Source organism: Roseobacter fucihabitans, assembly GCF_014337925.2.
In the GTDB taxonomy this organism is placed as follows: domain Bacteria; phylum Pseudomonadota; class Alphaproteobacteria; order Rhodobacterales; family Rhodobacteraceae; genus Roseobacter; species Roseobacter fucihabitans.
Map to the genome: position 1 here is coordinate 1,205,597 of NZ_CP143423.1, position 23,402 is coordinate 1,228,998.

General features: G+C 56.9%; 34 protein-coding genes and 2 pseudogenes. 29 read left to right on the plus strand and 7 right to left on the minus strand.

Annotated features, from left to right (window positions below; genetic code table 11):
* Positions 1-23: 23 nt before the first annotated feature.
* Both ROLI_RS06015 and ROLI_RS06020 read left to right on the plus strand, forming a co-directional pair.
* A pseudogene (locus ROLI_RS06015) lies at positions 24-389 on the plus strand (HupE/UreJ family protein); the annotation flags it as partial.
* A gap of 14 nt (positions 390-403) precedes the next feature.
* Positions 404-1,018 carry a transmembrane anchor protein gene (locus tag ROLI_RS06020; protein WP_187428687.1) on the plus strand — a complete coding sequence of 205 codons (615 nt, stop codon included), beginning with the start codon at positions 404-406 and terminating at the stop codon, positions 1,016-1,018.
* Positions 1,019-1,153: 135 nt separating this feature from the next.
* Here ROLI_RS06020 and ROLI_RS06025 read toward each other — a convergent pair whose 3' ends face one another.
* Positions 1,154-1,675 carry a hypothetical protein gene (locus ROLI_RS06025; RefSeq protein ID WP_187428686.1) on the minus strand — a complete coding sequence of 174 codons (522 nt, stop codon included), beginning with the start codon at positions 1,673-1,675 and terminating at the stop codon, positions 1,154-1,156.
* Here ROLI_RS06025 and ROLI_RS06030 point away from each other — a divergent pair.
* On the plus strand, positions 1,623-2,306 hold the full coding sequence (locus ROLI_RS06030; protein WP_338469241.1) for a Crp/Fnr family transcriptional regulator: 684 nt from the start codon (positions 1,623-1,625) through the stop codon (positions 2,304-2,306). The genes ROLI_RS06025 and ROLI_RS06030 overlap by 53 nt on opposite strands.
* A gap of 29 nt (positions 2,307-2,335) precedes the next feature.
* Here the strand turns inward: ROLI_RS06030 and ROLI_RS06035 are convergent, their stop codons facing one another.
* The 4 genes from ROLI_RS06035 to tnpA all read right to left on the minus strand — a co-directional run bounded on the left by ROLI_RS06035 (position 2,336) and on the right by tnpA (position 4,906).
* On the minus strand, positions 2,336-2,776 hold the full coding sequence (locus tag ROLI_RS06035) for a cytochrome c (RefSeq protein WP_262386388.1): 441 nt from the start codon (positions 2,774-2,776) through the stop codon (positions 2,336-2,338).
* 66 nt (positions 2,777-2,842) lie between these two features.
* Complete coding sequence (gene tnpC / locus ROLI_RS06040; RefSeq protein ID WP_187428684.1) at positions 2,843-4,120, minus strand: IS66 family transposase; 1,278 nt, start codon at positions 4,118-4,120, stop codon at positions 2,843-2,845.
* Between the two features lie 49 nt (positions 4,121-4,169).
* Positions 4,170-4,517, minus strand: coding sequence for an IS66 family insertion sequence element accessory protein TnpB (gene tnpB, locus ROLI_RS06045; RefSeq protein WP_187428683.1), 348 nt, complete (start codon positions 4,515-4,517; stop codon positions 4,170-4,172).
* Complete coding sequence (tnpA, locus tag ROLI_RS06050) at positions 4,514-4,906, minus strand: IS66-like element accessory protein TnpA (RefSeq protein WP_187428682.1); 393 nt, start codon at positions 4,904-4,906, stop codon at positions 4,514-4,516. The genes tnpB and tnpA overlap by 4 nt, the downstream gene beginning before the upstream one ends.
* A gap of 238 nt (positions 4,907-5,144) precedes the next feature.
* Here tnpA and ROLI_RS06055 point away from each other — a divergent pair, with 238 nt between their 5' ends.
* From ROLI_RS06055 to ROLI_RS06065, 3 genes and pseudogenes are all read left to right on the plus strand, one after another.
* Entirely contained in the window at positions 5,145-5,615 is a 471-nt protein-coding gene (locus ROLI_RS06055) for an HNH endonuclease signature motif containing protein (protein WP_222869379.1), read from the plus strand.
* Between the two features lie 135 nt (positions 5,616-5,750).
* Positions 5,751-6,236 (plus strand): annotated as a pseudogene (locus ROLI_RS06060) (transposase); the annotation flags it as partial.
* Positions 6,237-6,378: 142 nt separating this feature from the next.
* Entirely contained in the window at positions 6,379-6,624 is a 246-nt protein-coding gene (locus ROLI_RS06065) for a transposase (protein WP_187428681.1), read from the plus strand.
* Between the two features lie 307 nt (positions 6,625-6,931).
* On the opposite strand, the gene ROLI_RS06070 is transcribed toward ROLI_RS06065, so the two are convergent.
* Positions 6,932-7,438 (minus strand): fasciclin domain-containing protein, encoded by a 507-nt coding sequence (locus ROLI_RS06070; RefSeq protein ID WP_187428680.1) that lies wholly within the window; start codon positions 7,436-7,438, stop codon positions 6,932-6,934.
* A 77-nt stretch (positions 7,439-7,515) separates the two neighbouring features.
* Positions 7,516-7,809 carry a hypothetical protein gene (locus ROLI_RS06075; protein WP_338469242.1) on the minus strand — a complete coding sequence of 98 codons (294 nt, stop codon included), beginning with the start codon at positions 7,807-7,809 and terminating at the stop codon, positions 7,516-7,518.
* Between the two features lie 281 nt (positions 7,810-8,090).
* On the opposite strand from ROLI_RS06075, the gene ROLI_RS06080 reads away from it, so the two are divergent.
* The 23 genes from ROLI_RS06080 to nuoK all read left to right on the plus strand — a co-directional run bounded on the left by ROLI_RS06080 (position 8,091) and on the right by nuoK (position 23,402).
* On the plus strand, positions 8,091-8,456 hold the full coding sequence (locus ROLI_RS06080; RefSeq protein ID WP_187428678.1) for an NADH-quinone oxidoreductase subunit A: 366 nt from the start codon (positions 8,091-8,093) through the stop codon (positions 8,454-8,456).
* Positions 8,447-8,980, plus strand: coding sequence for an NADH-quinone oxidoreductase subunit B family protein (locus tag ROLI_RS06085; protein ID WP_187428677.1), 534 nt, complete (start codon positions 8,447-8,449; stop codon positions 8,978-8,980). Before ROLI_RS06080 ends, ROLI_RS06085 begins: the two co-directional genes overlap by 10 nt.
* 15 nt (positions 8,981-8,995) lie before the next feature.
* On the plus strand, positions 8,996-9,325 hold the full coding sequence (locus tag ROLI_RS06090; protein ID WP_187428676.1) for a hypothetical protein: 330 nt from the start codon (positions 8,996-8,998) through the stop codon (positions 9,323-9,325).
* A gap of 33 nt (positions 9,326-9,358) precedes the next feature.
* Positions 9,359-9,976, plus strand: coding sequence for an NADH-quinone oxidoreductase subunit C (locus ROLI_RS06095; protein ID WP_187428675.1), 618 nt, complete (start codon positions 9,359-9,361; stop codon positions 9,974-9,976).
* Complete coding sequence (locus ROLI_RS06100) at positions 9,976-10,149, plus strand: hypothetical protein (RefSeq protein ID WP_187428674.1); 174 nt, start codon at positions 9,976-9,978, stop codon at positions 10,147-10,149. Before ROLI_RS06095 ends, ROLI_RS06100 begins: the two co-directional genes overlap by 1 nt.
* Positions 10,150-10,330: 181 nt before the next feature.
* Entirely contained in the window at positions 10,331-11,551 is a 1,221-nt protein-coding gene (locus ROLI_RS06105; RefSeq protein WP_187428673.1) for an NADH-quinone oxidoreductase subunit D, read from the plus strand.
* Complete coding sequence (locus ROLI_RS06110) at positions 11,548-12,159, plus strand: hypothetical protein (RefSeq protein ID WP_187428672.1); 612 nt, start codon at positions 11,548-11,550, stop codon at positions 12,157-12,159. Before ROLI_RS06105 ends, ROLI_RS06110 begins: the two co-directional genes overlap by 4 nt.
* A gap of 1 nt (position 12,160) precedes the next feature.
* Positions 12,161-13,198, plus strand: a complete 1,038-nt coding sequence (nuoE, locus tag ROLI_RS06115) for an NADH-quinone oxidoreductase subunit NuoE (protein WP_187428671.1) — start codon at positions 12,161-12,163, stop codon at positions 13,196-13,198.
* Between the two features lie 69 nt (positions 13,199-13,267).
* Positions 13,268-13,957, plus strand: a complete 690-nt coding sequence (locus tag ROLI_RS06120) for a hypothetical protein (protein WP_187428670.1) — start codon at positions 13,268-13,270, stop codon at positions 13,955-13,957.
* A gap of 20 nt (positions 13,958-13,977) precedes the next feature.
* Complete coding sequence (locus ROLI_RS06125; protein ID WP_187428669.1) at positions 13,978-14,226, plus strand: DUF5337 domain-containing protein; 249 nt, start codon at positions 13,978-13,980, stop codon at positions 14,224-14,226.
* 12 nt (positions 14,227-14,238) lie between these two features.
* Positions 14,239-15,534 carry an NADH-quinone oxidoreductase subunit NuoF gene (gene nuoF / locus ROLI_RS06130; protein ID WP_187428668.1) on the plus strand — a complete coding sequence of 432 codons (1,296 nt, stop codon included), beginning with the start codon at positions 14,239-14,241 and terminating at the stop codon, positions 15,532-15,534.
* A 5-nt stretch (positions 15,535-15,539) separates the two neighbouring features.
* On the plus strand, positions 15,540-15,947 hold the full coding sequence (locus ROLI_RS06135) for an MAPEG family protein (RefSeq protein WP_187428667.1): 408 nt from the start codon (positions 15,540-15,542) through the stop codon (positions 15,945-15,947).
* Positions 15,944-16,447 (plus strand): DUF3291 domain-containing protein, encoded by a 504-nt coding sequence (locus tag ROLI_RS06140; RefSeq protein WP_187428666.1) that lies wholly within the window; start codon positions 15,944-15,946, stop codon positions 16,445-16,447. Before ROLI_RS06135 ends, ROLI_RS06140 begins: the two co-directional genes overlap by 4 nt.
* Before the next feature lie 4 nt (positions 16,448-16,451).
* A complete protein-coding gene (locus ROLI_RS06145; RefSeq protein WP_187428665.1) occupies positions 16,452-16,775 on the plus strand; it encodes a hypothetical protein in 324 nt (107 codons plus the stop codon).
* 49 nt (positions 16,776-16,824) lie between these two features.
* Positions 16,825-17,292, plus strand: coding sequence for a DUF5333 domain-containing protein (locus ROLI_RS06150; protein WP_262386387.1), 468 nt, complete (start codon positions 16,825-16,827; stop codon positions 17,290-17,292).
* A gap of 71 nt (positions 17,293-17,363) precedes the next feature.
* A complete protein-coding gene (nuoG, locus tag ROLI_RS06155) occupies positions 17,364-19,379 on the plus strand; it encodes an NADH-quinone oxidoreductase subunit NuoG (protein WP_187428664.1) in 2,016 nt (671 codons plus the stop codon).
* 5 nt (positions 19,380-19,384) lie between these two features.
* Positions 19,385-19,759, plus strand: coding sequence for a hypothetical protein (locus ROLI_RS06160; protein ID WP_262386386.1), 375 nt, complete (start codon positions 19,385-19,387; stop codon positions 19,757-19,759).
* Positions 19,756-20,139 (plus strand): hypothetical protein, encoded by a 384-nt coding sequence (locus ROLI_RS06165; RefSeq protein WP_187428663.1) that lies wholly within the window; start codon positions 19,756-19,758, stop codon positions 20,137-20,139. Before ROLI_RS06160 ends, ROLI_RS06165 begins: the two co-directional genes overlap by 4 nt.
* 6 nt (positions 20,140-20,145) lie before the next feature.
* Positions 20,146-21,183, plus strand: a complete 1,038-nt coding sequence (nuoH, locus tag ROLI_RS06170; protein ID WP_187428662.1) for an NADH-quinone oxidoreductase subunit NuoH — start codon at positions 20,146-20,148, stop codon at positions 21,181-21,183.
* Between the two features lie 180 nt (positions 21,184-21,363).
* Positions 21,364-21,858 carry an NADH-quinone oxidoreductase subunit NuoI gene (gene nuoI, locus ROLI_RS06175; protein ID WP_187428661.1) on the plus strand — a complete coding sequence of 165 codons (495 nt, stop codon included), beginning with the start codon at positions 21,364-21,366 and terminating at the stop codon, positions 21,856-21,858.
* A complete protein-coding gene (locus tag ROLI_RS06180) occupies positions 21,855-22,274 on the plus strand; it encodes a carboxymuconolactone decarboxylase family protein (RefSeq protein ID WP_187428660.1) in 420 nt (139 codons plus the stop codon). The genes nuoI and ROLI_RS06180 overlap by 4 nt, the downstream gene beginning before the upstream one ends.
* Complete coding sequence (locus tag ROLI_RS06185) at positions 22,271-22,873, plus strand: NADH-quinone oxidoreductase subunit J (protein ID WP_187428659.1); 603 nt, start codon at positions 22,271-22,273, stop codon at positions 22,871-22,873. The genes ROLI_RS06180 and ROLI_RS06185 overlap by 4 nt, the downstream gene beginning before the upstream one ends.
* Positions 22,874-23,096: 223 nt before the next feature.
* Positions 23,097-23,402 carry an NADH-quinone oxidoreductase subunit NuoK gene (gene nuoK / locus ROLI_RS06190; RefSeq protein ID WP_187428658.1) on the plus strand — a complete coding sequence of 102 codons (306 nt, stop codon included), beginning with the start codon at positions 23,097-23,099 and terminating at the stop codon, positions 23,400-23,402.

A 23,402-nucleotide genomic window follows, 5' to 3' on the forward strand; every position in this document is an offset into this window, starting at 1 on the left:
GTTGCTAAACGGCCCCTTTGGTCATCATCGGCCTGTCGGTGGTCTACAAGGCACTCGACAACCTTGGCACATTCCAGAAGTGGCTTGGTTACCAGCCCAACACCAAGGCCGCCACGCTGATCTTTGGTCTGTTCCACGGCACGGGGCTGGCGTCCAAAATCCTTGAATACCAGATCGCCGAAGACGGGCTTCTGGCCAACCTTCTGGCGTTCAACGTGGGCGTGGAGGTCGGCCAGCTTCTGGCCCTCTTCGTGATCCTGATCGTCATGGGTTACTGGCGTCGTAGCCCCAATTTCATGCGTCAGGCATCTGTCGCGAACATCATCATGGTCGGCCTTGGCCTTCTGCTGACGTACCAGCAGATCGCCGGCTACATCGCCAGCACGTAAAGATCGGAGAAGACATGCATAATGCACCAAAACCCAACATCGAAGACCTGCCTACCAAGGCACAACTCCGCCGTTCCTCGATCATCGCTGGCATGGGGGCCGTGTTCATCGGGGTCTGCGTTTACCTGCCCGCTGAATACGGGACAGACCCGACGGGCGTGGGCAACATCCTTGGCCTGACTGAGATGGGTGAGATCAAGCAGCAGCTTGCCGCAGAAGCCGCCGCTGATGAACTGCTGCATGGTGGTGACGAGTCCTCATCCCTGATGAATGACACCTTCGGCTTGTTCGTCTCCACCGCCCACGCACAGGAAGCATGGACGGACGAGATCACATTCACCCTCGAACCAGGTGCATCGACCGAGATCAAAGCCACCATGGAGGAAGGGGCGACCATGACCTATGCATGGTCCGCGACAGGTGGACGGATCAACTTCGATCTTCACGCCCATGCAGGTGGTGAAGATGTGACTTATGAGCGGGGCCGTGGCCAAACCTCTGGTGAGGGCAGCTTCGAGACGCCCTTTGCGGGCGACCACGGCTGGTTCTGGCGCAACCGCGACGACGCAGACATCACAGTCACGCTGCAACTGAGCGGCGACTACAGCGAGATCGTCCGCAGCGAGTGATGCTCTGATTTGGCCACCTAGCGAAGGCGTATGGGTGGCCATAATACCTCTGAAAGGCGTGACGCATCCATTCGTTCGGATTGCGCCACTGACTTTTTACCATTTTCATCATGGAAGCCTGCCTTTCAGTATTGTTTAATGAGGTGGCCGCCCGACCACAATCATTAGGTGATGCTGTTGGTGATGCGCGCCAATTGTCATCAGCCCAAAGAATCCCAGTCCCAGCACTTGGCTCATCTCGTCATCTGACCCGACCTGAACCAGCATAAATGCGCCATTATCTATTTCCCCAGCGGTGACGGTCCAATCCGATGATCCCTGCAACATCGGGCTGTGTGCCAACACCATGCGCCTGATGGACGATGCCACCACATCGTCTCCCGTGACCATGAACGTCACACTCAACCCATCGACCGTTCGCTCAACCGACGCCCTCGTCGTAACGTTGTCCATGTCCACGAGGGGATCACGCAGTGCTTGGATATCTACCTGCGCCCAGTCCGTGTCTGGATCATCACGCAGCAAAGTGACGATCTCGGCAATCGCTGCGAACTGGGACTGGCCCGTTTCGCTTGGTGACACCGACGAATGCGCATGTTGCGCCATGGCATTTGATGCGACGAACAACATGGCTGCTGATAAAAGACCTAGTTTCATTGAACACTCCCATTTCTTGATCACCCTACCCAAGGCCATTTCGATCCTTTATGATTTGGATCATATGCTTCCTGATCCTTTTTCCCATCTGCCCACGACTGCGTGTCGCACAATTGACATGCAAAAGGGTGACGTGCTCTTTTGCCAGAACCAGACGACATCGGGGCTTTACCGTGTCGTCTCTGGGTGCGTGACGCTGCAACGCACAGGGCTGGGTGGCGATACTTTGACCTTGCACAGGGCAGTGTCGGGCGGGCTGTTTGCTGAGGCCTCAGTCTTCTCAGAGACCTACCATTGCGATGCGATTTGCACCGAAGCTGGAAGCGTCATCAAGATCGCAAAGGCAGATGTCAAAGCCACGATGCAATCCAATCCTGCGTTCTGTGAAGGCTTCACAAGATTGCTTGCTGTTCAGGTCCAACAGTACCGCGCACATATCGAGTTGCTGGCAATCCCGTCAGCCAAAGAACGCATCTTGGCGGCTGTTCAGGCTGGATACTTCGATGCAACGGTGACCGAGTTGGCGACCCGTATCAATCTTAGTCATGAAGCTTGTTATCGCGCACTGCGGGGACTGTGTGACGATGGTCGCATGATCCGTGTTGGTCGTGGGAAATATACGCTGTCATAGCGTCCAGTGCTTTTCGGGTAGTCGTGCCATCAGTGCGGCGGGTTTCGACTAGCTTGGGCATCCTGTTCCCGTTCAGACCAAGTTGATCTTATGTAAGCAAGAATATCCCATATCTCCTCATCGGTGAGTGTTTCGTCAAAGGCGGGCATCCCGCTGTTGAATCCAGTTACACCCCTGACCGCCAATGCAGCAGAGCCACCGAATTTGGTGTACTCAAACAGCAGATCATCATCGTGATGCCAAGTGTGGCCCGTCCCGTCATGCGGCGGGGCTGGAAGCACTCCATCGGCGTTCGGGGATTGCCAGTTTGGCTGCCCCTCAAGGTCGGCACCGTGGCACGATACGCAGTTGTCTGCGTACAAGCTTTCACCCACAACGATATCGCGGTGGTCCCAATTGTGATCAGCAGCGGCTGTTGACGCCAGTGACAGCAGGGTTGGGATCAACCACTTCATGCCACGTTTATCCATGTATACATCCCGCCAGCAACGTGACTGAAATCGAAGCCAAGAAATATCGTCTGTTCATGTGGTGCCTCATGTTGGCAAAGTCAGATTTGTCGTCAGAACGGCGGTCGTTCCCAGCACGGCAAGGATGACCAGCCATTCGACTGATATGGATTTGGAAAGGTGGTTTGCAGCAGTTGGCTCACCTGCACGTAGCGCAGGTATAAATCGAAGTTTGTTGGCAGCAGCCAAACCCAACAGGCCACCGACCAGAAGTACTTTAATAATCAATGCCTGCCCGTATCCAGTTCCTAATAGAGCGGAAAATGACCCGACAAGCTGGTAGCCCATGTAGCCGCCCGCGATGATCAACGCAGGAACGGAAACCGTGGCAACAACGCCAAACCGATGCCCGACATCCGCAGCCGAAGTGTATGTTTTGGGTAATGAAGTCAGTCGTTTCAACGGCGTGAGAACTCCGATCCACAGAGCAACAGCCAGCAAATGCAACGTCAATGCGATGTCGAGCAGTTCAGTGTCACGGCCAGAGACGTGTCCGACGTGATCGAAAGACCAGATAGCAATGACACCACACGCCCACAACCGCGCGGTTGCGGTCTTACCAGTGCCGGGGGCCAACATCTTTACCGGCGTGTCGTCTGCAAAGATGGCCTGACCGGCCAGCACGTGCCGCCCGATTGCATCCGCCAATGGCTCTAATAGTGCTGTGGATTTGCCAACCCAGTCGGCCAGTGTTGAGCGGTCAATGTCGATCCCGTCGCGCTCGAAGATGCGGCTCTGCCGATACAGTGGCAGGTGATCGGCGTATTTATTGACCAACACGTGTGCCAATAAACCCGGTCCCGGCCTTCCGCGTTCAATAGGGCGCGATGGTAATGTGGCTTGGGTGAAGGCTTCGCAGCCCGAACACGCAAAGCGCGGGCGCACGATGCGGTTCACGATGAAGCGGCCAGGAACGTATTCCAACTCTTCGGTCACGTCCTCACCAAGACGCCGCAGTCCACCACTGCACTGAGGGCAATCGTCGTCCCCAGTGGTCAGCTCAACTTCCATGCGCGGGATATGATCCGGGATCGGGCGGCGCTTGGGCTTATCCTTTGGTTCTTCATCAGGAAGACGCAGCTTCGCTGTCATCTTGGCAACGGCAATCTCACTGTTCTCCAGTGCCAGCTGAAGCTGCTCGATGCTTTCTGATGACGACCCAAACCGGTGATGGCGTTGACCGGCTAACTGGTGGCGCAGCTTCTCGATCAGGACTGCTTGAGACTTCACTTCAGCCAGCAAAAGAGCCGTGAACTGCCTCAGTTCATCGGGGTTTTTCGGCAGAGTTTTGTTTACGTCCAGCATGGCTCGACCATAGCAAAACAACAGCGCGAAGGGAATCCCATGCGGGCGTTTATCCTGCCTTGAGCGGTGTCCAGCTGCGCTGTGGCACACGCAAATCGATCCCTTCCAGCAGCATCGCCAACTGGGCAGCGGTCAGGGCGATCTTGCCCTCTTTCGCCGATGGCCACACGAACCGACCCTTCTCCAAGCGCTTGCTGAACAGGCACGCACCTTGGCCATCCCACCAGATAATTTTGAGCAGGTCACCGCGCCGACCACGAAAGACAAACAGGTGCCCGGTGAACGGATCTTGCTTGAGTGTTTGTTTAGCTTGGGCTGCCAGCGTCGTGAACCCGCGCCGCATATCGGTCACACCAGCAGCCAGCCAGACACGCGTGTTCGCCGGGACAGGGATCATGCCGAAAGGCCTCGGATGAGCCGAGCCAATGCTCCGGGATCGTAGCAACCGACAATCCTCAACTGATGACCGCCCGCAATGTAGATCTCAATCGTGCTGTGGCCGGATGTGGTATTGGCCGCACGCGCGGTGCTCGGTTCTTGAGTGGCAGGCCGGTCAACAATCTCCACAGGCAGAAAGCATGGCGTCTCAGCAACCTCTTTTTCAATGATCTCCGGATCCGGTACAAACTTGGGATCACGCAGCCATTTGTGGATCAGGTTGGTGTTCATGGCATACCGCCGCGCGACCAGCGCAACCGATACCCCTGGCGCGCATGTTTGCGCACAGATCGACACCTTCTCCTCCTCCGACCAGAACCGCTTCTTCTGACCCTTCTTGCCCGCCATATCTTCCCTAAAGATGTCCACTATCGTTGGTGGACACTATCAACACACTCTATGGACCGTCAGAGCAGTGAGACCGAACGCTTACGATATTCTTGACTCCGACCTCACACATTCGACAATCTCTCGGTGCGTCCAGAGCATAAGGCAGCGCCGGACGCCTCGCTTCACGCCTGCCGAAAAAGAACCGGTACCGGACCAATCCGGGGAAGGCCGAGACACCTTTGCACTGGAGAGCAAGATGCCATCCTCGAAAACGCCTATGGGCGAGCATGACCACCTGCTGGAGATCTACGAAACCGAAGTCGAAGTCGAATATCGCGGCGAGCGATACCGCGTCCGTGACAACGGCGGAGCCTATCGACTGAACGAATTCCGTAAACGCGCCCGTCCACTCGACAAAACATGGACCTTCGGACGCCAGAACTTCACGACTGGCTATCACCTTCTGGCGGGTGTGCCAATCCACCGCATCGTTTGCAGCGCCTTCAACGGTCCGCCACCCTCTGATAAGCATGTCGTCGATCACATCGACACCAACCGTGCGAATAACAGGCCCGAGAAGCTGCGCTGGCTCACTAGGCTGGAAAACGCACTCCTGAACGAAATCACTGCACGCCGCATTGAGCTGGCCTATGGGTCGATAGAAGCGTTTCTCGAAGATCCGTCCAGACCCTTATGTTACGCCTTGCCGCTTCAACTCTGCCTTTAATATATTCGCTGCTTTGGCTTCCCAATTGCTCTGATCTGGAATAGCGCACTCCATATGTGATAAAAGCACTATAAGTGTGATATTTGCCATTTTAAATATGACTTATCTGTGATATAGATAATCAAAGAGAGTGCAATGTCCCAACACTTCCTTCTTTCAGCAGCTTCTCGGACGCTCTTTTTGCGTTCGATCTACAAGGTTGGTGAAGATGCTGCGTACCAGACGTTCTGTAAAATGCGCTGGACTGAGACCGACGGCGAAGCCGTTTGCCAATGCTGTGGCTTTGATGAAGCCTACAAGATCACCTCGCGCCGCAAGTTCAAATGTAAGACCTGTCACCAGCAGTTCAGCTTGACCAGCGGCACGATCTTTGCCTCGCGTAAGATGGACTTTGTGGATCTGCTGGCCGCGATCTGCATTATCGTGAATGCGTCCAAGGGCGTATTTATGGTGCAATTGTCGCGTAATCTGGATTGCCAATACAAAGCGGCTTTCGTGCTGGCCCACAAGCTGCGTGAAGCGATGGCGATGGAAGTTCACACGGGCGAAGTTCTGGAAGGCCATGTTGAGATTGATGGCGCATACTTTGGCGGTCATATCCGCCCGGGGAATGCCAAGGCTTCTCACGGATTGCTTCAAGCGCAACCTTGGCCTTGAAATCGGGCGAATGGTTCTTTCGTTTCGTCATTTGAGATCATTTCTTTCACAAGTTGATCCACCTTAACTACCGGCTCGAAATCCTGCGACCGTCTCTCTGTCGACGATGAGCACCAAGCTGAAAGTCAAAATCGCCGACAATCGACGCCTGATGGCGCAAAATAACAAGTTTCGCGATACGCTATTTGGGCCGTCTAGCGAAAAATCGAATAGCAAAGACGACAAACCAGACACTGGTGATGCAGATCCTGGCGACCCGGTTCCCAACAGCGGTAAGCCAAATTTGGATGGTGCCGCTGCAACGCCCGATGACAAGCCCAAAAAGAAGCGTGGACTGCGAGGACCGCAGTAGATCGAGCTGCCTCAGCATTTGCCGCGCGATCGACGCTTTATAGAGCCGATCAATGGGACGACATGTAAGTGTGGCTGCGGAATGCGCAAGATTGGCGAACAGATCATCGAACGGCTGACTTACAAGCCCGCACAGGTCTGCGTCATCGAAGAGCACTATCCCAGTACACCTGTCGAACCTGTGATCGGTTTGTCCAAGCGCCAGTTCCCAAGCGCGCCTTTGACTACGTTGCACATCCGTGGCAGGCGCATGAAAATCCCGCCGGGGTGGTCCCGACGGGTTGGTCTTGTCACAGCAGGGTGTGGCCTTATTTGGGCAGCAGCACCTTGTCGATCACATGGATCACACCGTTGCTGGCGATAATGTCGGCGGCTGTGACATTGGCGTCATTGACCTTGACCGAGGGGCCGACCTTGCTGCCGGTGCCATCCACGCGCACGGTCTGGCCCTGCACAGTTGCGACATTCGTCACCGCACCAAGCACGTCACCCGACTGTACCGCACCGGGCAGCACGTGATAGGTAAGGATGCTCACCAACTGGTCTTTGTTCTCGGGCAGCAAGAGGCTCTCCACGGTGCCGGCGGGCAGGGCCGCAAAGGCCGCATCGGTGGGGGCGAAAACGGTGAACGGTCCCGGACTGCGCAGCGTCTCCTCCAGGCCCGCGGCTTGTACGGCGGCAACCAGCGTGTTGAAATTACCGTTGGCTGCGGCGATATCGACAATGTCGTCGCCTTTGGGCGTGTGGGCGCAGGCGGTCAACGCGGCCAATGCGGTGGCGGCAAGGGTCGCTTTGAGGGCAAAACGTCTGTTCATAGTATGTCCTTTTTCTCTCGTTTACGGTGAACCAACGCCGCTGTGGCGATTTGGTTCACGCAAATATTACGCGGGTTTTACCGCAGTGGATCACATAACAATGCCATCTCGTCGCGGATCGGCGTGATCCCGCGCAGATCGCCATGCTGCGTGCCGGAAGTCGCCGAAAACACGCGCAATCCGCGTGCGTGGGATGTGTCGTGCCGGATTTCGCGCGCCGGAGTTGTCGTATCGTCCCGCCAGTCCGGGTGTGTCGTATCGTCCCGCCAGTCCGGGTGTGTCGTATCGTCCCGCCAGTCCGGGTGTGTCGTATCGTCCCGCCAGTCCGGGTGTGTCGTATCGTCCCGCTGACTTGCGCTCTGTGTAGGCAACGGGCCGTGTTCTTTTTCGCAGCTGCGCAGTGCCCAGACATTATGCGAATCTTAAGCCTCTCTGCTTTAACGAGAAATGGTTGCTGTGACGCGCGTGAACGGCGGGGCGAACAGACTGTGCACTTGCCGGGCGCTTTGCGGCATATTCCGGGCGGCGGCGCTCTAAAACACGGCCGCAACCGTTGACCCTGCCCGGACACAGGCGTAAACCTCAAACAGCCCTGTTCGCCACGGGGTCGCGTGATCTTGACACGCAAAGGCAGACCTGAAGGAGCCAACCCTTGGACGAGATGCTACGGGAATACCTACCCATCCTTGTTTTTCTGGCCGTCGCCATTGGCCTCGGCCTGGTGCTGATTATGGCCGCCGTGATCCTGGCGGTGCGCAATCCGGATCCCGAAAAAGTCTCCGCCTATGAATGTGGGTTCAACGCCTTTGACGACGCGCGGATGAAATTCGACGTGCGGTTCTATCTGGTGTCGATCCTCTTCATCATCTTTGATCTGGAAATCGCCTTCCTCTTTCCCTGGGCCGTCGCCTTTCAGGACATCTCTATGACCGCTTTCTGGTCGATGATGGTGTTTCTCGGGGTTTTGACCATCGGGTTCGCCTATGAATGGAAAAAAGGAGCGCTGGAATGGCAGTAGCCGCCGGAGCCAACACCGCGGATTTCGACCGCGATGTCGCCACGCAGGATTTGAACCGCGAATTGCAGGACAAGGGTTTTCTGCTGACCTCAACAGAGGACATCATCAACTGGGCGCGCACCGGCTCGCTGCATTGGATGACCTTCGGGCTGGCCTGCTGTGCGGTCGAAATGATGCATACCGCCATGCCGCGCTATGACATGGAACGTTTCGGCACCGCCCCGCGCGCCTCGCCGCGCCAATCGGATCTGATGATCGTGGCCGGAACCCTGACCAACAAGATGGCGCCGGCCCTGCGCAAGGTTTACGATCAGATGCCCGAACCGCGTTATGTGATCTCCATGGGCTCCTGCGCCAATGGCGGCGGCTATTACCACTACAGCTATTCTGTGGTGCGCGGCTGTGATCGCATCGTGCCGGTGGACGTCTATGTGCCCGGCTGCCCGCCCACGGCAGAGGCGCTGCTCTATGGCATCATGCAACTGCAACGCAAAATTCGCCGCACCGGGACTATTGTGCGCTAAGGAAAGTCCTGTAAAATGAACAAGCCGAAGTTTAATTCCATTGGAGTTCAGTATCAAATACTTCGTAAAGGTGCTGAGCGGCCGGAGGATTGGGGCTCGTCTCATGGATTCGAGGTTGATAGCTTGGCGGACCTCGCTGGGCTACCAAACGTAGGTGATTTTGTGTCTCTGAACGCTCTGAAATCGAGCGAGGGTGGCGACAGTTATCATGGTAAGGTTAGGTCAAAGCTATTTCGCCAGTTCACGATAATGGATGAGAGTGGTTTGACCGCAGAGTTGGGTATTGGAGTTACCGTTGTGGTCGAAGAGACGGACGATGACTGGGGCAAGTTGATCAAGGAATGATTTGCTCAACTAGCATAATTGAGGAACTGGCGGATGTCTGATGCATTGAACGAACTGGGCGGTTATATCGAGGCCAAACGCACCGACTGCGTGCTGGCCTGGGATGTGAGCCAGGGCGAGTTGAACCTGGATGTGACCCCCTCCAACATCACCGGTCTGGTGGAGTTCCTCAAAACCGACCCGACCTGCCAGTTTTCCAGCCTCGTGGACATCACGGCCGTGGATTATGCGGGCCGCGCCAAACGTTTCGATGTGGTCTATCACTTCCTGTCGATGTATCAAAACCATCGTATCCGCCTGCGCGTCAGCATCCGCGAGGATCAGATGATGCCCTCGGTTGTCGCTGTGCACCCCTCCGCCAATTGGTTCGAGCGCGAAGTTTTCGACATGTTCGGCATCCTGTTTTCCGGCCACCCGGACCTGCGCCGTATCCTCACCGATTACGGCTTTCGCGGCTACCCGCTGCGCAAGGATTTCCCGACCACGGGCTATACCGAAGTGCGCTATGACGAAGCGCAAAAGCGCGTGATCTATGAGCCGGTGTCGCTGGTACAGGAATATCGCCAGTTCGATTTCATGTCCCCCTGGGAGGGCGCGGAATACATCCTGCCGGGCGATGAGAAGAAAACCGACAAGGCGGAGGCCAAGTAATGGGTGGTATCTGGTGGCTGATCCTATCCGCGGCGACGGCAATCCCGATGATCAAGCTGCTGCCGTTCTTTGGCATCAATAGATACTGGGCGGCGGCCTGCCTGATCCCACTGGGGACGATTGCCTTGTTGTGGTGGATGGGCCTGAAGCTGCAAGAATTGGAGAAAAGGTGATGTGGTTTGAGTTTTTTGGTGGACTTGGGACTTTCCTCGCTGGCGCATCGGCAGCGATGGCTGTCGTATTCTCCGAAATAAAAAAAATCCAAGAACTAGAATTTAGTCCGGTGCGCCTCTTTGAATCTAAACGATTTTGTGAGACGAAATGTGCAGAGAACTCACGGCGAGGATACTCCTAATGGACGGCACCAAAGGTTTCGACGACGCCCTCACTGGCGAGCAGAAAATCCGCAATTTCAACATCAACTTCGGGCCACAACACCCAGCGGCCCACGGTGTGCTGCGGCTGGTGTTGGAACTGGACGGCGAGGTTGTGGAGCGCTGTGATCCGCACATTGGTCTGCTGCACCGGGGCACCGAAAAGCTGATGGAAAGCCGGACCTACCTGCAAAACCTGCCTTATTTCGACCGGCTCGACTATGTCGCGCCGATGAATCAGGAACATGCCTGGTGTCTGGCCATTGAAAAACTGACCGGCGTGCAAGTCCCGCGCCGCGCCTCCCTGATCCGGGTGCTCTTCTGCGAAATTGGTCGCATCCTCAGCCACATCCTCAACGTTACCACACAGGCGATGGATGTGGGCGCGCTGACCCCACCGCTCTGGGGGTTTGAGGAACGCGAAAAGCTGATGATCTTCTATGAACGGGCGTGTGGCGCGCGCCTGCACGCGGCCTATTTCCGCCCCGGCGGCGTGCATCAGGACCTGCCCGAAGATTTGATCGACGACATCGACGCCTGGGCGCATGACTTCCCCCGCGTTTTGGCCGACATCGACGGGCTGCTGACAGAAAACCGCATATTTAAACAGCGCAACGCCGATATCGGCGTGGTCACCGAAGAGGACATTCTGGATTACGGTTTTTCCGGCGTGATGGTGCGCGGATCCGGCTTGGCCTGGGACCTGCGCCGCGCGCAACCCTATGAATGTTATGATGAGTTTGAGTTTCAGATTCCCGTTGGCAAGAACGGCGATTGTTATGATCGCTACCTCTGCCGCATGGAAGAGATGCGCCAGTCGGTCCATATCATTCACCAGGCCATCGAAAAACTACGCGCGCCCGAAGGGCAGGGCGACATTCTCGCACGTGGCAAGATCACCCCGCCCTCGCGCGCGGATATGAAGACTTCGATGGAGAGCCTGATCCACCATTTTAAACTCTATACCGAAGGTTTCCACGTCCCCGCAGGCGAAGTATATTGCCCGGTCGAGGCCCCCAAAGGCGAGTTCGGCGTATATCTCGTGGCGGACGGCACCAACAAACCCTACCGCGCCAAAATCCGCGCGCCGGGATTCCTGCACCTACAAGCGATGGACCACATGTCGCGTGGCCACCAACTGGCCGACGTCGCCGCCATCATCGGCACCATGGACGTGGTGTTCGGGGAGATTGATCGGTGACGCTTGACGAGGCCATTAAATTAGCTGAACAAACTTTGATCTTGGCTGCTCTGTTAGGCGTAGTTTGGTCTGCTGTTGGGTTCATAAAAGGCCAGAAAGAAGAAACCGAACGGCGTCAATCTGACCAACTTTCCAAGTGGCGCAAGATTGCTGTCCATCAACTCGTAGCAAATTCAGAACCATATCTTTCGGTTGCAGAAGTTATGAATAAATTACGCGCAAGATCTTTCGAAACTAGTTTAAATATTCGCAAAGAAGACCTTAGTGAGGATTCAGTACGTCAACTAATGATGGAAATGGTTCAAGCCGGTATTTTGGGTCAGGTATATCCAGACCGGTTTGGCATTGTTCAGTTGCCTCTTGATATAACAGTTGGTGCTGTGGCTGATAATATCCATGCGCGATACGCTGCGAAAAATGCTTTTCGTGAAATCTTTAAGCATCCCAAACGTTTTTCTAGTGAAGAATTGTACTCCGAACTGAAACCAACTCCTCCAATGGATTTGTCAGATTTTGTCCTTTCTCTTTTGAACCTCGAGAACCATGGCGCTGCTAAGCGCGGGCCAGATGGAAAATGGTTTCCAGTAACGCACAAGGAACAAGCTTAGTATGCTCCGCCGTCTTCACCCCGACCAACCCGATAGCTTCGCTTTCACGCCTGACAATCAGGCTTGGGCGGAAGGGCAGATCACAAAATACCCTGAGGGGCGTCAGGCCTCTGCGATCATTCCGCTGTTGTGGCGCGCGCAGGAGCAGGAGGGGTGGTTGTCCCGCCCGGCGATCGAGCATGTGGCGGCGATGCTGGGGTTGAGCTATATCCGGGCGCTGGAGGTGGCGACGTTTTATTTCATGTTCCAGTTGCAACCTGTTGGCGCGATTGCCCATATTCAGGTTTGCGGCACCACGTCCTGCATGATTTGTGGTGCAGAAGATCTGGTCGCCGTGTGCAAGGATAAGATCGCGGCGGAACCACACGCGCTGTCAGCGGATGGGAATTTCTCATGGGAAGAGGTCGAATGTCTCGGCTCCTGTTCCAACGCCCCGATGGCGCAGATCGGCAAGGATTATTACGAAGATCTGACCGCCGCGCGCATGGGTAAAATCATCGACGAATTGGCCGCCGGCAAGGTGCCGGTGCCGGGCCCGCAAAACGGGCGCTACGCCGCCGAACCGCTTAAGGGTCTGACATCGCTCACGGAATACGATAGTGGTAAGACGCAGTATAACGCCTCCGCGCAACTGGCGGTGGACGTCGGTGATACGGTCAAGCGGATTGACGGCACGGAAGTGCCGCTGTTGATGCCATGGCAGGGCAAAGCCGCCAATAAAAATGCCCCAAAGAAACCCGTGCCCAAAAAAGCACCCCAAAAAACCACGCCAAAACAACCGTCATCTGACGCGCGACCGGCTGCATTGTCTGATGCCGCGCGTGCCGAAGGGGCCGATGATCTGAAACGGATCAGCGGCGTGGGTCCGAAGTTGGAGGAAACCCTGAACAGCCTCGGGATCTGGCATTTTGATCAGGTTGCAGGGTTGACGCCAGAAGATATCGCCTGGGTCGATGAGCGCCTGCGCTTCAAGGGTCGGATAGAGCGGGATGACTGGGTCGGTCAGGCGCGCGCTTTGGCGGATGAGAATGACGCTTGAGTTTTTCGACTCTGCAAAATGCGTTAACTGTGTAAACTGACGCGGAATTAACCGGAAAGTGAGACAGAAATGTATAACGACAAGGGTTTGATCGGAATGGCGCTCGGCAGCTGGATAGTGGGTGCAGCTATTGGCGCGGTGGCGACGGTATTGTTGTGGGTCCTGGGGTCCTGGGGCTTCATGCAGGGCGTCTTCATGGGTGGCGTCATCGCGGTGGTGATGGGGCTCCTGATCTCCTGGATCATGACGCGGCCCTTGCCTGCACCCGGTGAAATCGCAGCGCAGATGAGCGCCGCTGACACGGCGGCCCCTGAGGCTGGGGAAACGCCAGCGTCTGCGGCCCCGGAAACGCCAAAACCTGCGGCGGTCCCGACACCTGTTGCATCCGCACCTGTCGCGGCCGAAGCGGCAAAACCGGCGCCCAAGAAAGCAGCACCTAAGAAGGCGGCTGCGCAAAAAGCCGCGCCCCAACCGGCCGCTGATGGTCGTCCAGCAGGCCTTTCGGACGGCGCGCGCGCGGGCGGTGCGGACGATCTGAAACTGATCGGCGGGGTGGGGCCCAAGCTTGAGGAAACCCTCAACAGCCTTGGAATATGGCACTTTGATCAGGTAGCGGGCCTGAAGAAAGAGGACATTGCCTGGGTTGATGAACGCCTGCGCTTCAAGGGTCGGATTGAGCGGGATGATTGGATCGGGCAAGCCAAGACCCTTGCGGCTGGTGGGGACACTGAGTTTTCAAAGAAAAAACGTAAAAGCTGAGAGAAGGGCGGGAAACCGCGATGAGTGCGCATAATTCACCGAGTAAACCGCAGGACGCGGTTTTGGCCGCCAGGGGGCGGCGCGTCAGCATGGTGATTGCGGGCACTATGGTGCTGTGGTTTTTGGCGATCTCGATTGGCCCGATGCTGGGCTTGCCCGGACGTTATGCATTTCTTTTTGATTTTGCGGCACTTGCAGGGCTCTTCTGGGCGCTGGTGGTGTCTTTACAAATACGGCGCGCACGGAAATCTCTGCGCGACAACGAGTAAAAGGGGAGCGTGATGCTTCAGGACAAGGACCGCATTTTTACCAATATCTACGGCATGCATGATCGCACGCTACAGGGCGCGCAGAAGCGTGGTCATTGGGACGGGACGGACGCGATCATCAAGAAGGGGCGCGATTGGATCGTGGACCAGATGAAGGCGTCGGGTCTGCGCGGGCGCGGCGGTGCGGGCTTTCCGACCGGTCTGAAATGGTCGTTCATGCCCAAGGAAAGCGACGGGCGACCGGCCTATCTGGTGGTGAACGCGGATGAATCTGAACCGGGCACCTGCAAAGATCGCGAGATCATGCGCCATGATCCGCATACGTTGGTCGAGGGCTGCCTGATCGCTTCTTTCGCGATGAATGCGCATGCTTGTTATATCTATATTCGTGGCGAATACATTCGCGAGAAGGAAGCGCTGCAGGCGGCCATCGACGAGGCCTATGACGCCGGGCTGGTGGGCAAAAACGCCGCCGGGTCGGGCTGGGATTTCGACATCTATCTGCACCACGGGGCGGGGGCCTATATTTGCGGTGAGGAAACTGCGCTTCTGGAAAGCCTAGAAGGCAAAAAGGGCATGCCTCGGATGAAGCCGCCGTTTCCTGCGGGTGCGGGTCTTTATGGTTGTCCGACCACGGTGAATAACGTGGAATCAATTGCCGTTGTGCCGACGATCCTGCGCCGTGGACCGGAATGGTTCGCGGGCTTTGGCCGCCCGAACAATGCGGGGACGAAACTCTTCGCGATTTCCGGGCATGTGAACAACCCCTGCGTGGTCGAAGAGGCGATGTCGATTTCGTTCGAGGAATTGATCGAGACCCATTGTGGCGGTATCCGTGGCGGCTGGGGCAATCTCAAGGCGGTGATCCCGGGTGGGTCGTCCGTGCCGATGATCCCCGGCGCGCAGATGAAAGACGCGATCATGGATTTCGATTACCTGCGCGAACAACGCTCCGGCCTCGGCACGGCGGCGGTGATCGTGATGGATAATTCGACGGATGTGATCAAGGCGATCTGGCGGCTCTCGAAGTTCTACAAGCATGAAAGCTGCGGGCAATGCACGCCCTGCCGCGAAGGCACCGGCTGGATGATGCGCGTGATGGACCGTCTGGTGACAGGCGAGGCGGAACCCGAAGAGATCGACATGCTGCTGGATGTGACCAAGCAGGTCGAGGGTCATACGATCTGCGCGCTTGGCGATGCGGCGGCCTGGCCAATCCAAGGGTTGATCCGCCATTTTCGGGATGAGATTGAAGACCGGATTAAGCACAAGCGGACAGGGCGCGTGAGTGCTGTGGCGGCGGAGTAGATCTGATGGAAGCTTTTCAAGCTTATTCCCATGCACTGGCATCATTGGCGCTTTGGGCGATATTGGTGCCGATCCTTGGCATGCAATCAACGCGGGGCCGTAGTGCTGAGAACCGATGTGCCTGTGGGAAACCCCATCGGAACTATGCTGACCCGGTTTATCGTTCCGAGCGGGCATTTATGAATGCGGTGGAAACGTCTGGTCCGTTCATTGCAGCGCTGATGGCTGCAATTTTGACCGGCGCTTCCCCGTTTTGGGTAAATCTTTTTGCTTCTGTCTTCATACTGGCACGTGTCGGTATGGCTGTCGCTCATATCAAAACAGAAAACCAAGCCCTGCGGTCGGCAGGGTTTGCGACTGGGCTGTTGTGCGTGCTCGCGCTGGCCGTTTTGGGCTTGGTGGCTGCGTTTTGAAACGGCCCGCTGGATACCACCTCGCCGAACTCAACGTCGGTCGCCTTGCGGCCCCCACTGATGATCCGCGTGTGGCGGAGTTCATGGAGAACCTTGACCGGATCAACGGGCTTGGCAAGCGTATGCCGGGGTTTGTGTGGATGATGGAAGGCTCGGGCGAGCCGGGCACGGGGAATACGGAAAACGCCATTGATGGTGATCCGCTTTATGTCTCCAACCTGACCGTCTGGGAGAGCGTCGAGACGCTGGAGAAATTCGTCTGGGGCACTGTGCACAAGCAGTTTTACGCGCGCCGCCAGGAATGGTTCGAAGTGCTCGGAGAGATGCATTTCGTGATGTGGTGGGTGCCGGAAGGCTATGAGCCGACGCTGGAGGAGGCCCTGGCGCGGCTGGAGCATCTGAAAACCCACGGGGACAGTGATCACGCCTTTGGCTGGTCGTATTTGAATGAAGCAAGCCAGTGGCGCGACAACCGTTGCGCCCCGGTTGTAGCGGAGTAGGCGCATGAGAGCGGGTATTGGCATAATGATGGTGGGCTGCGTGCTGGCCGCTTGCAGCAATGAGGCGGAGAAGATCAGTTTTGACGGGCAGTTTTACCGCACCGACCTTGATCAGTTGGACGCGCGCCATGAGTTCCGCGTGACGGCCTCGCCGGTATCGCGCTCGCTGCTGGGGGCCAAGGAGGCCGCGCGTTATGAGGCGACGGTGTTTTGCGTCAATGAATACGGCTCCTCTGCGATCAAATGGGTCGTTGGGCCGGATGACCCCGATGAGGCCATGCCCATCAGTAATGATACTTTGACCCTGCAGGGAGCCTGCCCACAGTGACCAAAGTCGTTTCGCATTTGATCCGGGCCCGCGCGCTGTGGGACATTGCATGTCGCCAGAAATGTGTTGGCGCTCAGAACCGGGGTATCTGGTTGCGCAGGAGGGCGTGGTAATGCGCGACAGGGTGATTGCACTTTGTCTGGCCGGGGTCTTATCGGCGAGCGGGGCGGGTGCGGATATCGCACCGCTCAGAGACGTGAAGTCGATTGACGATGGGTTGTTCGTGATCGGTCTCGCGGATCAGATCCGCAAGAACTGTCCGGTGATATCTCCGCGTGTCTTCAAGGCGTTGGGGGCTTTGCAGGATCTGAACAATCAGGCCATGGCGATGGGCTATACAAAGGCCGAGATCGACGCACATGTGGAATCGGACGTTGAAAAAGACCGCTTGCGTGCGCGCGCACGCACGTACATGGCACAGCAGGGGCTGGAACCGGATGAAGCGGGCTATTGCGCGCTTGGCAAATCCGAGATCGAACGCAACAGCAAGATCGGCACCTTGCTGCGCCAGAAATAACAGAGCGCCTGCGGGCGCGAGATGAAATGAACATGCGTCTGCGGGCGATATGATAGATAAAGGCAAATGATATGAGCGACTTACGCAAAGTCATTATCGATGGTCATGAAGTCGAAGTCGACGGTGCCATGACCCTGATCCAGGCCTGTGAAGAGGCGGGCATCGAGATCCCGCGCTTTTGCTATCACGAACGGCTGACCATAGCGGGCAATTGCCGCATGTGTCTGGTCGAAGTGGTGGGCGGGCCGCCGAAACCTGCGGCCTCCTGTGCGATGCAGGTTCGGGATTTGCGCCCCGGTCCCGAAGGCCAGCCGCCTGTGGTGAAAACCAATTCACCGATGGTCAAGAAGGCCCGCGAGGGGGTCATGGAATTCCTGCTGATCAATCACCCGCTGGATTGCCCGATTTGCGATCAGGGCGGGGAATGCGATTTGCAGGATCAGGCGATGGCTTACGGCGTAGATTTTTCGCGCTATCGCGAGCCCAAACGGGCGACCGAGGACCTTGATCTGGGACCCTTGGTCGAGACGCATATGACGCGCTGCATTTCCTGCACGCGCTGTGTGCGGTTTACCACCGAAGTCGCCGGCATTCATCAAATGGGCCAGACGGGGCGCGGTGAAGATGCCGAAATTACCTCCTATTTGGGCGAAACGCTGAATTCGAATCTCCAGGGCAATATCATTGATTTATGTCCGGTTGGTGCCTTGGTTTCAAAGCCTTACGCTTTTACCGCGCGCCCTTGGGAGTTGAGCAAGACCGAGAGCGTTGATGTGATGGATGCGCTTGGTGCCAATATCCGGGTCGATACCAAGGGACGCGAAGTCATGCGATTCCTGCCGCGCAATCATGACGGTGTGAATGAGGAATGGATTTCGGACAAGACGCGTTTCGTCTGGGACGGGCTGCGCCGGCAGCGGCTGGACAAACCCTATATCCGCGAGAACGGCAAGCTGCGTGTGGCCACATGGCCGGAGGCGCTGGATGCGGCGGCACAAGCAATGGCGGGCAGAAAGCTGGCCGGGCTTGTGGGCGATCTGGTGCCGGTCGAGGCCGCCTTTGCGCTCAAGCAGTTGATCGAGGGGCAGGGCGGTGTCGTCGAGTGTCGCACGGATGGGGCGAAATTGCCCATCGGCAATCGTGGCGCTTATGTCGGCACGGCGGCGATTGAGGATATCGACACGGCCCATGCCATAATGTTGATCGGCACCAACCCGGCGGTGGAATCCCCGGTGCTGAACGCGCGTATTCGCAAGGCCTGGACCAAGGGCGCGAATGTGACGCTGGTCGGAGAAGCCGTTGATCTGACGTATGAATACCACCACGCGGGAACGGATCGCGCCGCTTTGAGCACGCTGCTCGGGGAGGATTATTCCGAGGCTCTGGACAAAGAGACGATTGTGGTCGTGGGCATGGGCGCGCTGCGTGAAGCCGATGGGGCGGCGGTTCTGGGCGAAGCCATGGCGCTGGCGAGCAAGACGGGTTCTAAATTCATGGTGCTGCACACGGCGGCGGCGCGGGTCGGCGCGATGGATATCGGGGCCTGCACGCCGGAGGGGATGGACGCCCTTGGCGCGGCGGAGGTGATTTATAACCTCGGTGCCGATGAGATCGACATCGCGGCGGGTCCGACGGTGATTTATCAGGGCTCGCACGGCGACCGGGGCGCGCATCGCGCTGATATTATCCTGCCGGGGGCGGCCTATACCGAGGAGCCGGGGCTATTTGTGAACACCGAAGGGCGCCCGCAACTGGCTTTCCGCGCCGGATTCGCGCCGGGAGAGGCCAAGGAAAACTGGGCAATTCTGCGTGCTTTATCCGCTCAGATGGGCACGCAACTGCCCTATGACAGCATCGTGGCGCTGCGCCAGGCGCTGGTCAAGGACGTGCCGCATTTGGGCAAGATCGATGACGTCGCCGAGAATACCTGGCAACCGCTGGAACAGGGCGCGCTCGGTGATGCCACCTTCCGTTCCGCAGTCACGGATTTTTACCTGACAAACCCGATCGCGCGCGCCAGCCAGCTGATGGCGGAGCTGAGCGCCAACGCGAAGGCGCGCCAGCAGGAGGCTATTGCGGCGGAATGATACGCTTGAGATCAAAAACGTTATTTGGTCTAGCCGCTGTGCTGGTCTCATTGGCCGGCTGTGCCAGCCAGATTATGCAGGGCTATGTTGGCAAATCAATAACCGAACCGATGTTGGATTACGGTAAGCCCACCGGCGTGTTCGATTTGCCGGATGGAACACGGGCATTTCAGTGGAATATTACGGAATCTGGCGTCATTCCGATCACAAACCCGACGACATCCAATATTTATGGCTCCGGTGGCTGGGCAACCGTTACCAGCACTTCGACAAGCTATCAGCCCTATTCGCAAGAATGCGTTTACACGCTTGTTGCGAAACCGGGTGGCGAAGACTGGACCGTGACAGGGTTTCGCAAACCAAGGCTTGCTTGCGAATGAAGCCCTTCGCTTTCATATCGCCCTTGGCGCTTGTGGCCTGCGCGCCGCTCGTGCCGACTGCGGAGGATTTCATCCCTGAATACCTCGGGGTCGAGACCCGTTTGCTGGATGGTGATCTGGTGCAATTCAACGTGGCCATGACCAAGGCGCTGTCCGAAAAGGACGTGCGCCGCTACGCGGAATGTGCCGCCGCGCAATATACGCTGATCCGGGGTTACGGATTCGCAAGACATTTGCGTACAAATGTGACCAAAGAGGGTGGCGTGTGGGCGGCAGATGCTGTTTACACCATCTCGCCAACCCTGCCTGATGGGGTTGCCACGATTGACGCCGAAGTCACCGTGACAGCTTGTCAGGAAACTGGAATACCGACGGTGTGAGGACCTATGGCTGATTTCTTTACCACTCCTGGCGGCATCGCCGTTCTGATCCTGGCACAGGTGCTGGCGGTTGTGGCCTTCGTCATGATATCGCTGCTGTTTCTGGTTTACGGCGACCGCAAAATCTGGGCCGCTGTGCAGATGCGGCGCGGGCCGAACGTGGTGGGCACCTTTGGCTTGCTGCAAACGGTAGCGGATGCGTTGAAATACGTGGTCAAGGAAGTCGTGGTGCCTGCGGGGGCCGACAAGACCGTCTTCATGCTCGCGCCCATGGCGTCTTTTGTGCTGGCGCTGCTGGCCTGGTCGGTCATTCCGTTCAACGAAACATGGGTGTTGAGCAATATCAACGTCGCCATCCTGTTTGTTTTCGCGATCTCCTCGCTCGAGGTTTACGGCGTGATCATGGGCGGCTGGGCGTCGAACTCCAAATACGCCTTCCTCGGCTCGCTGCGCTCTGCGGCACAGATGATCTCCTATGAGGTCTCGCTGGGGTTGATCATCATCGGTGTGATCATCTCGACCGGATCAATGAATTTCGGCGGCATTGTGGCGGCGCAGGACGGGGCCTATGGGTTTTTCTCCTGGTACTGGCTGCCGCATTTTCCGATGGTTTTTCTGTTCTTTATCAGCTGTTTGGCGGAAACTAACCGACCCCCGTTTGATCTGCCCGAAGCGGAATCGGAACTCGTCGCGGGCTATCAGGTGGAATACTCCTCCACGCCCTTCCTGTTGTTCATGGCCGGTGAGTACATCGCGATTTTCCTGATGTGCGCGCTGACCACGCTGCTGTTTTTTGGCGGCTGGCTCTCCCCGATCCCCGGCCTGCCGGATGGGGCGCTATGGATGGTCGCTAAGATGGCGTTCTTCTTCTTCCTCTTCGCGATGGTCAAGGCGATCACGCCACGCTACCGCTATGACCAATTGATGCGTTTGGGCTGGAAGGTCTTCCTGCCCTTCTCGCTGGTCTGGGTGGTTTTCGTGGCTTTTGCCGCAAAATTTGATTGGTTCTGGGGGGCTTATGCCCGCTGGACCGTAGGAGGCTGATGTGAAGAGGGAAAATTTTACGTTTAATTTGACCGATGATGAGCATGTTACTGATTTGGCTCAGTCGCTAGCGTGGCATTTGCCAAGCTTGGCCTCCAGCGTCGACGACATTGATGAGAGCGTTGTCAGGCAAGCAATTGAAGGTGTCGTTAGCGACATCTACAGGGAGGCAAAGAAACAATGACACAGATCGACTATACCCGCGCCGCGAAATACTTCCTGTTGCAGGATTTCTGGGTCGGCATGAAACTGGGCCTCAAGTATTTCTTCGCGCCCAAGGCGACGCTGAATTACCCGCATGAAAAAGGCCCGCTTTCCCCGCGTTTCCGCGGCGAACACGCACTCAGACGCTATCCAAATGGCGAGGAACGCTGCATTGCCTGCAAGCTCTGCGAAGCGATTTGTCCCGCTCAGGCGATTACCATTGACGCCGAACCGCGCGATGACGGTAGTCGGCGCACCACGCGCTATGACATCGACATGACCAAATGCATCTATTGCGGTTTCTGTCAGGAAGCCTGCCCGGTGGATGCCATTGTTGAAGGTCCCAATTTTGAGTTCGCCACCGAAACCCGCGAAGAGCTTTATTACGACAAGGACAAACTGCTGGCCAATGGCGAGCGGTGGGAAGCCGAAATTGCCCGTAACCTCGAACTGGATGCACCCTACCGATGAGCGATCCAAAGAACCCATTTGAGGGCGCAAACCCTTTTTCCGCGATGATGGAGCAGGCGCAGGAGATGGCGAAAAGCTATCCCGCGATGGAGGCGTTCACCCCCAAAGGTTTCGAAAAAATGATGGGCACGATGCCCAAAGACATGATGGAAATGATGTTCGGCAATACGCTGAACGAGGGTGCGTTGGATGCCCGCACCCGCATGTTATTGACGCTCGCGGGGCTCACCATGCAGGGCGCGCAGAACGATATGGCGTTTCGCCAGGCCGTGCGTCACGCCGTTGAGGCCGGCGCCACACAGCAGCATATTGTCGAGACCATCGGGCAGATGTCGATGTTTGCAGGGCTGCCCGCCATGACCCGCGCGCTGGAACTGGCACAGCAGGTATTGGACGAAGAGAAGGACGCGACATGACGGTTTTTGCCTTTTACCTATTCGCCATCAGCGTCATCGCAGGCGGGCTGTTCACGGTCATCAGCCGCAATCCGGTGCATTCGGTGCTCTGGCTGATCCTTGCGTTTTTGTCTGCGGCGGGGCTCTTCGTGCTGCTGGGCGCGGAATTTGTCGCGATGCTTCTGATCATCGTCTATGTGGGCGCGGTCGCGGTGCTGTTCCTCTTTGTGGTGATGATGCTGGACGTGGATTTTGCCGAGCTGAAGGCGGAGATGGCGAAATACATGCCGCTGGCGCTGCTCATTGGCCTGGTGATCCTGATGCAATTTGTGATGGCTTTCGGGGCCTGGGAAAGCAATGCCGCCGCTGAAGGGTTGCGCGCGCAGGTTGCCCCCGTGGATCGCCATAACACCGAAGCTTTGGGGATGATTCTTTATGATCAGTATTTCCTGCTGTTCCAGCTGTCCGGCCTGATCCTGCTGGTCGCGATGATCGGGGCGATTGTACTGACCCTGCGCCACCGCTCGGATGTGAAACGTCAGGACGTGGTGGCCCAGATGATGCGCGACCCGGCCGTCGCGATGGAATTGAAAGACGTAAAACCGGGGCAGGGGCTATAGTTGTGCTACATCAACCCGACGCGGTTAAAGATGCTTGGGATAGATTTTTGGCGTGTGCTAACGGAAAAAATCTGCACCCAAAGGATTTGGACAGGCTAGCGGAAGTGAAGCGTTTGGCCAGAAGTTACAGCTATCACTGGGATACAGCACGACTCAGAGAAGACCTTGAGGGCGCGAGTTTCTCACGCCGACAAATAGAGCAGGTCGCGGGAGAATTACTATCATGATCGGACTTGAACATTACCTGACAGTGGCGGCGACGCTTTTTGTCATTGGCATCTTCGGGCTGTTTCTCAACCGCAAGAACATCATCATTCTGTTGATGAGCATTGAACTGATGCTGCTCGCGGTGAACATTAATCTGGTCGCCTTCTCCAGCTTCCTCGGTGATCTCGTGGGGCAGGTGTTCACGCTCTTTGTTCTTACGGTTGCTGCGGCGGAGGCGGCAATTGGTCTGGCCATTCTGGTCTGTTTCTTCCGCAACCGCGGCACCATCGCCGTGGAAGACGTCAACGTGATGAAGGGCTGA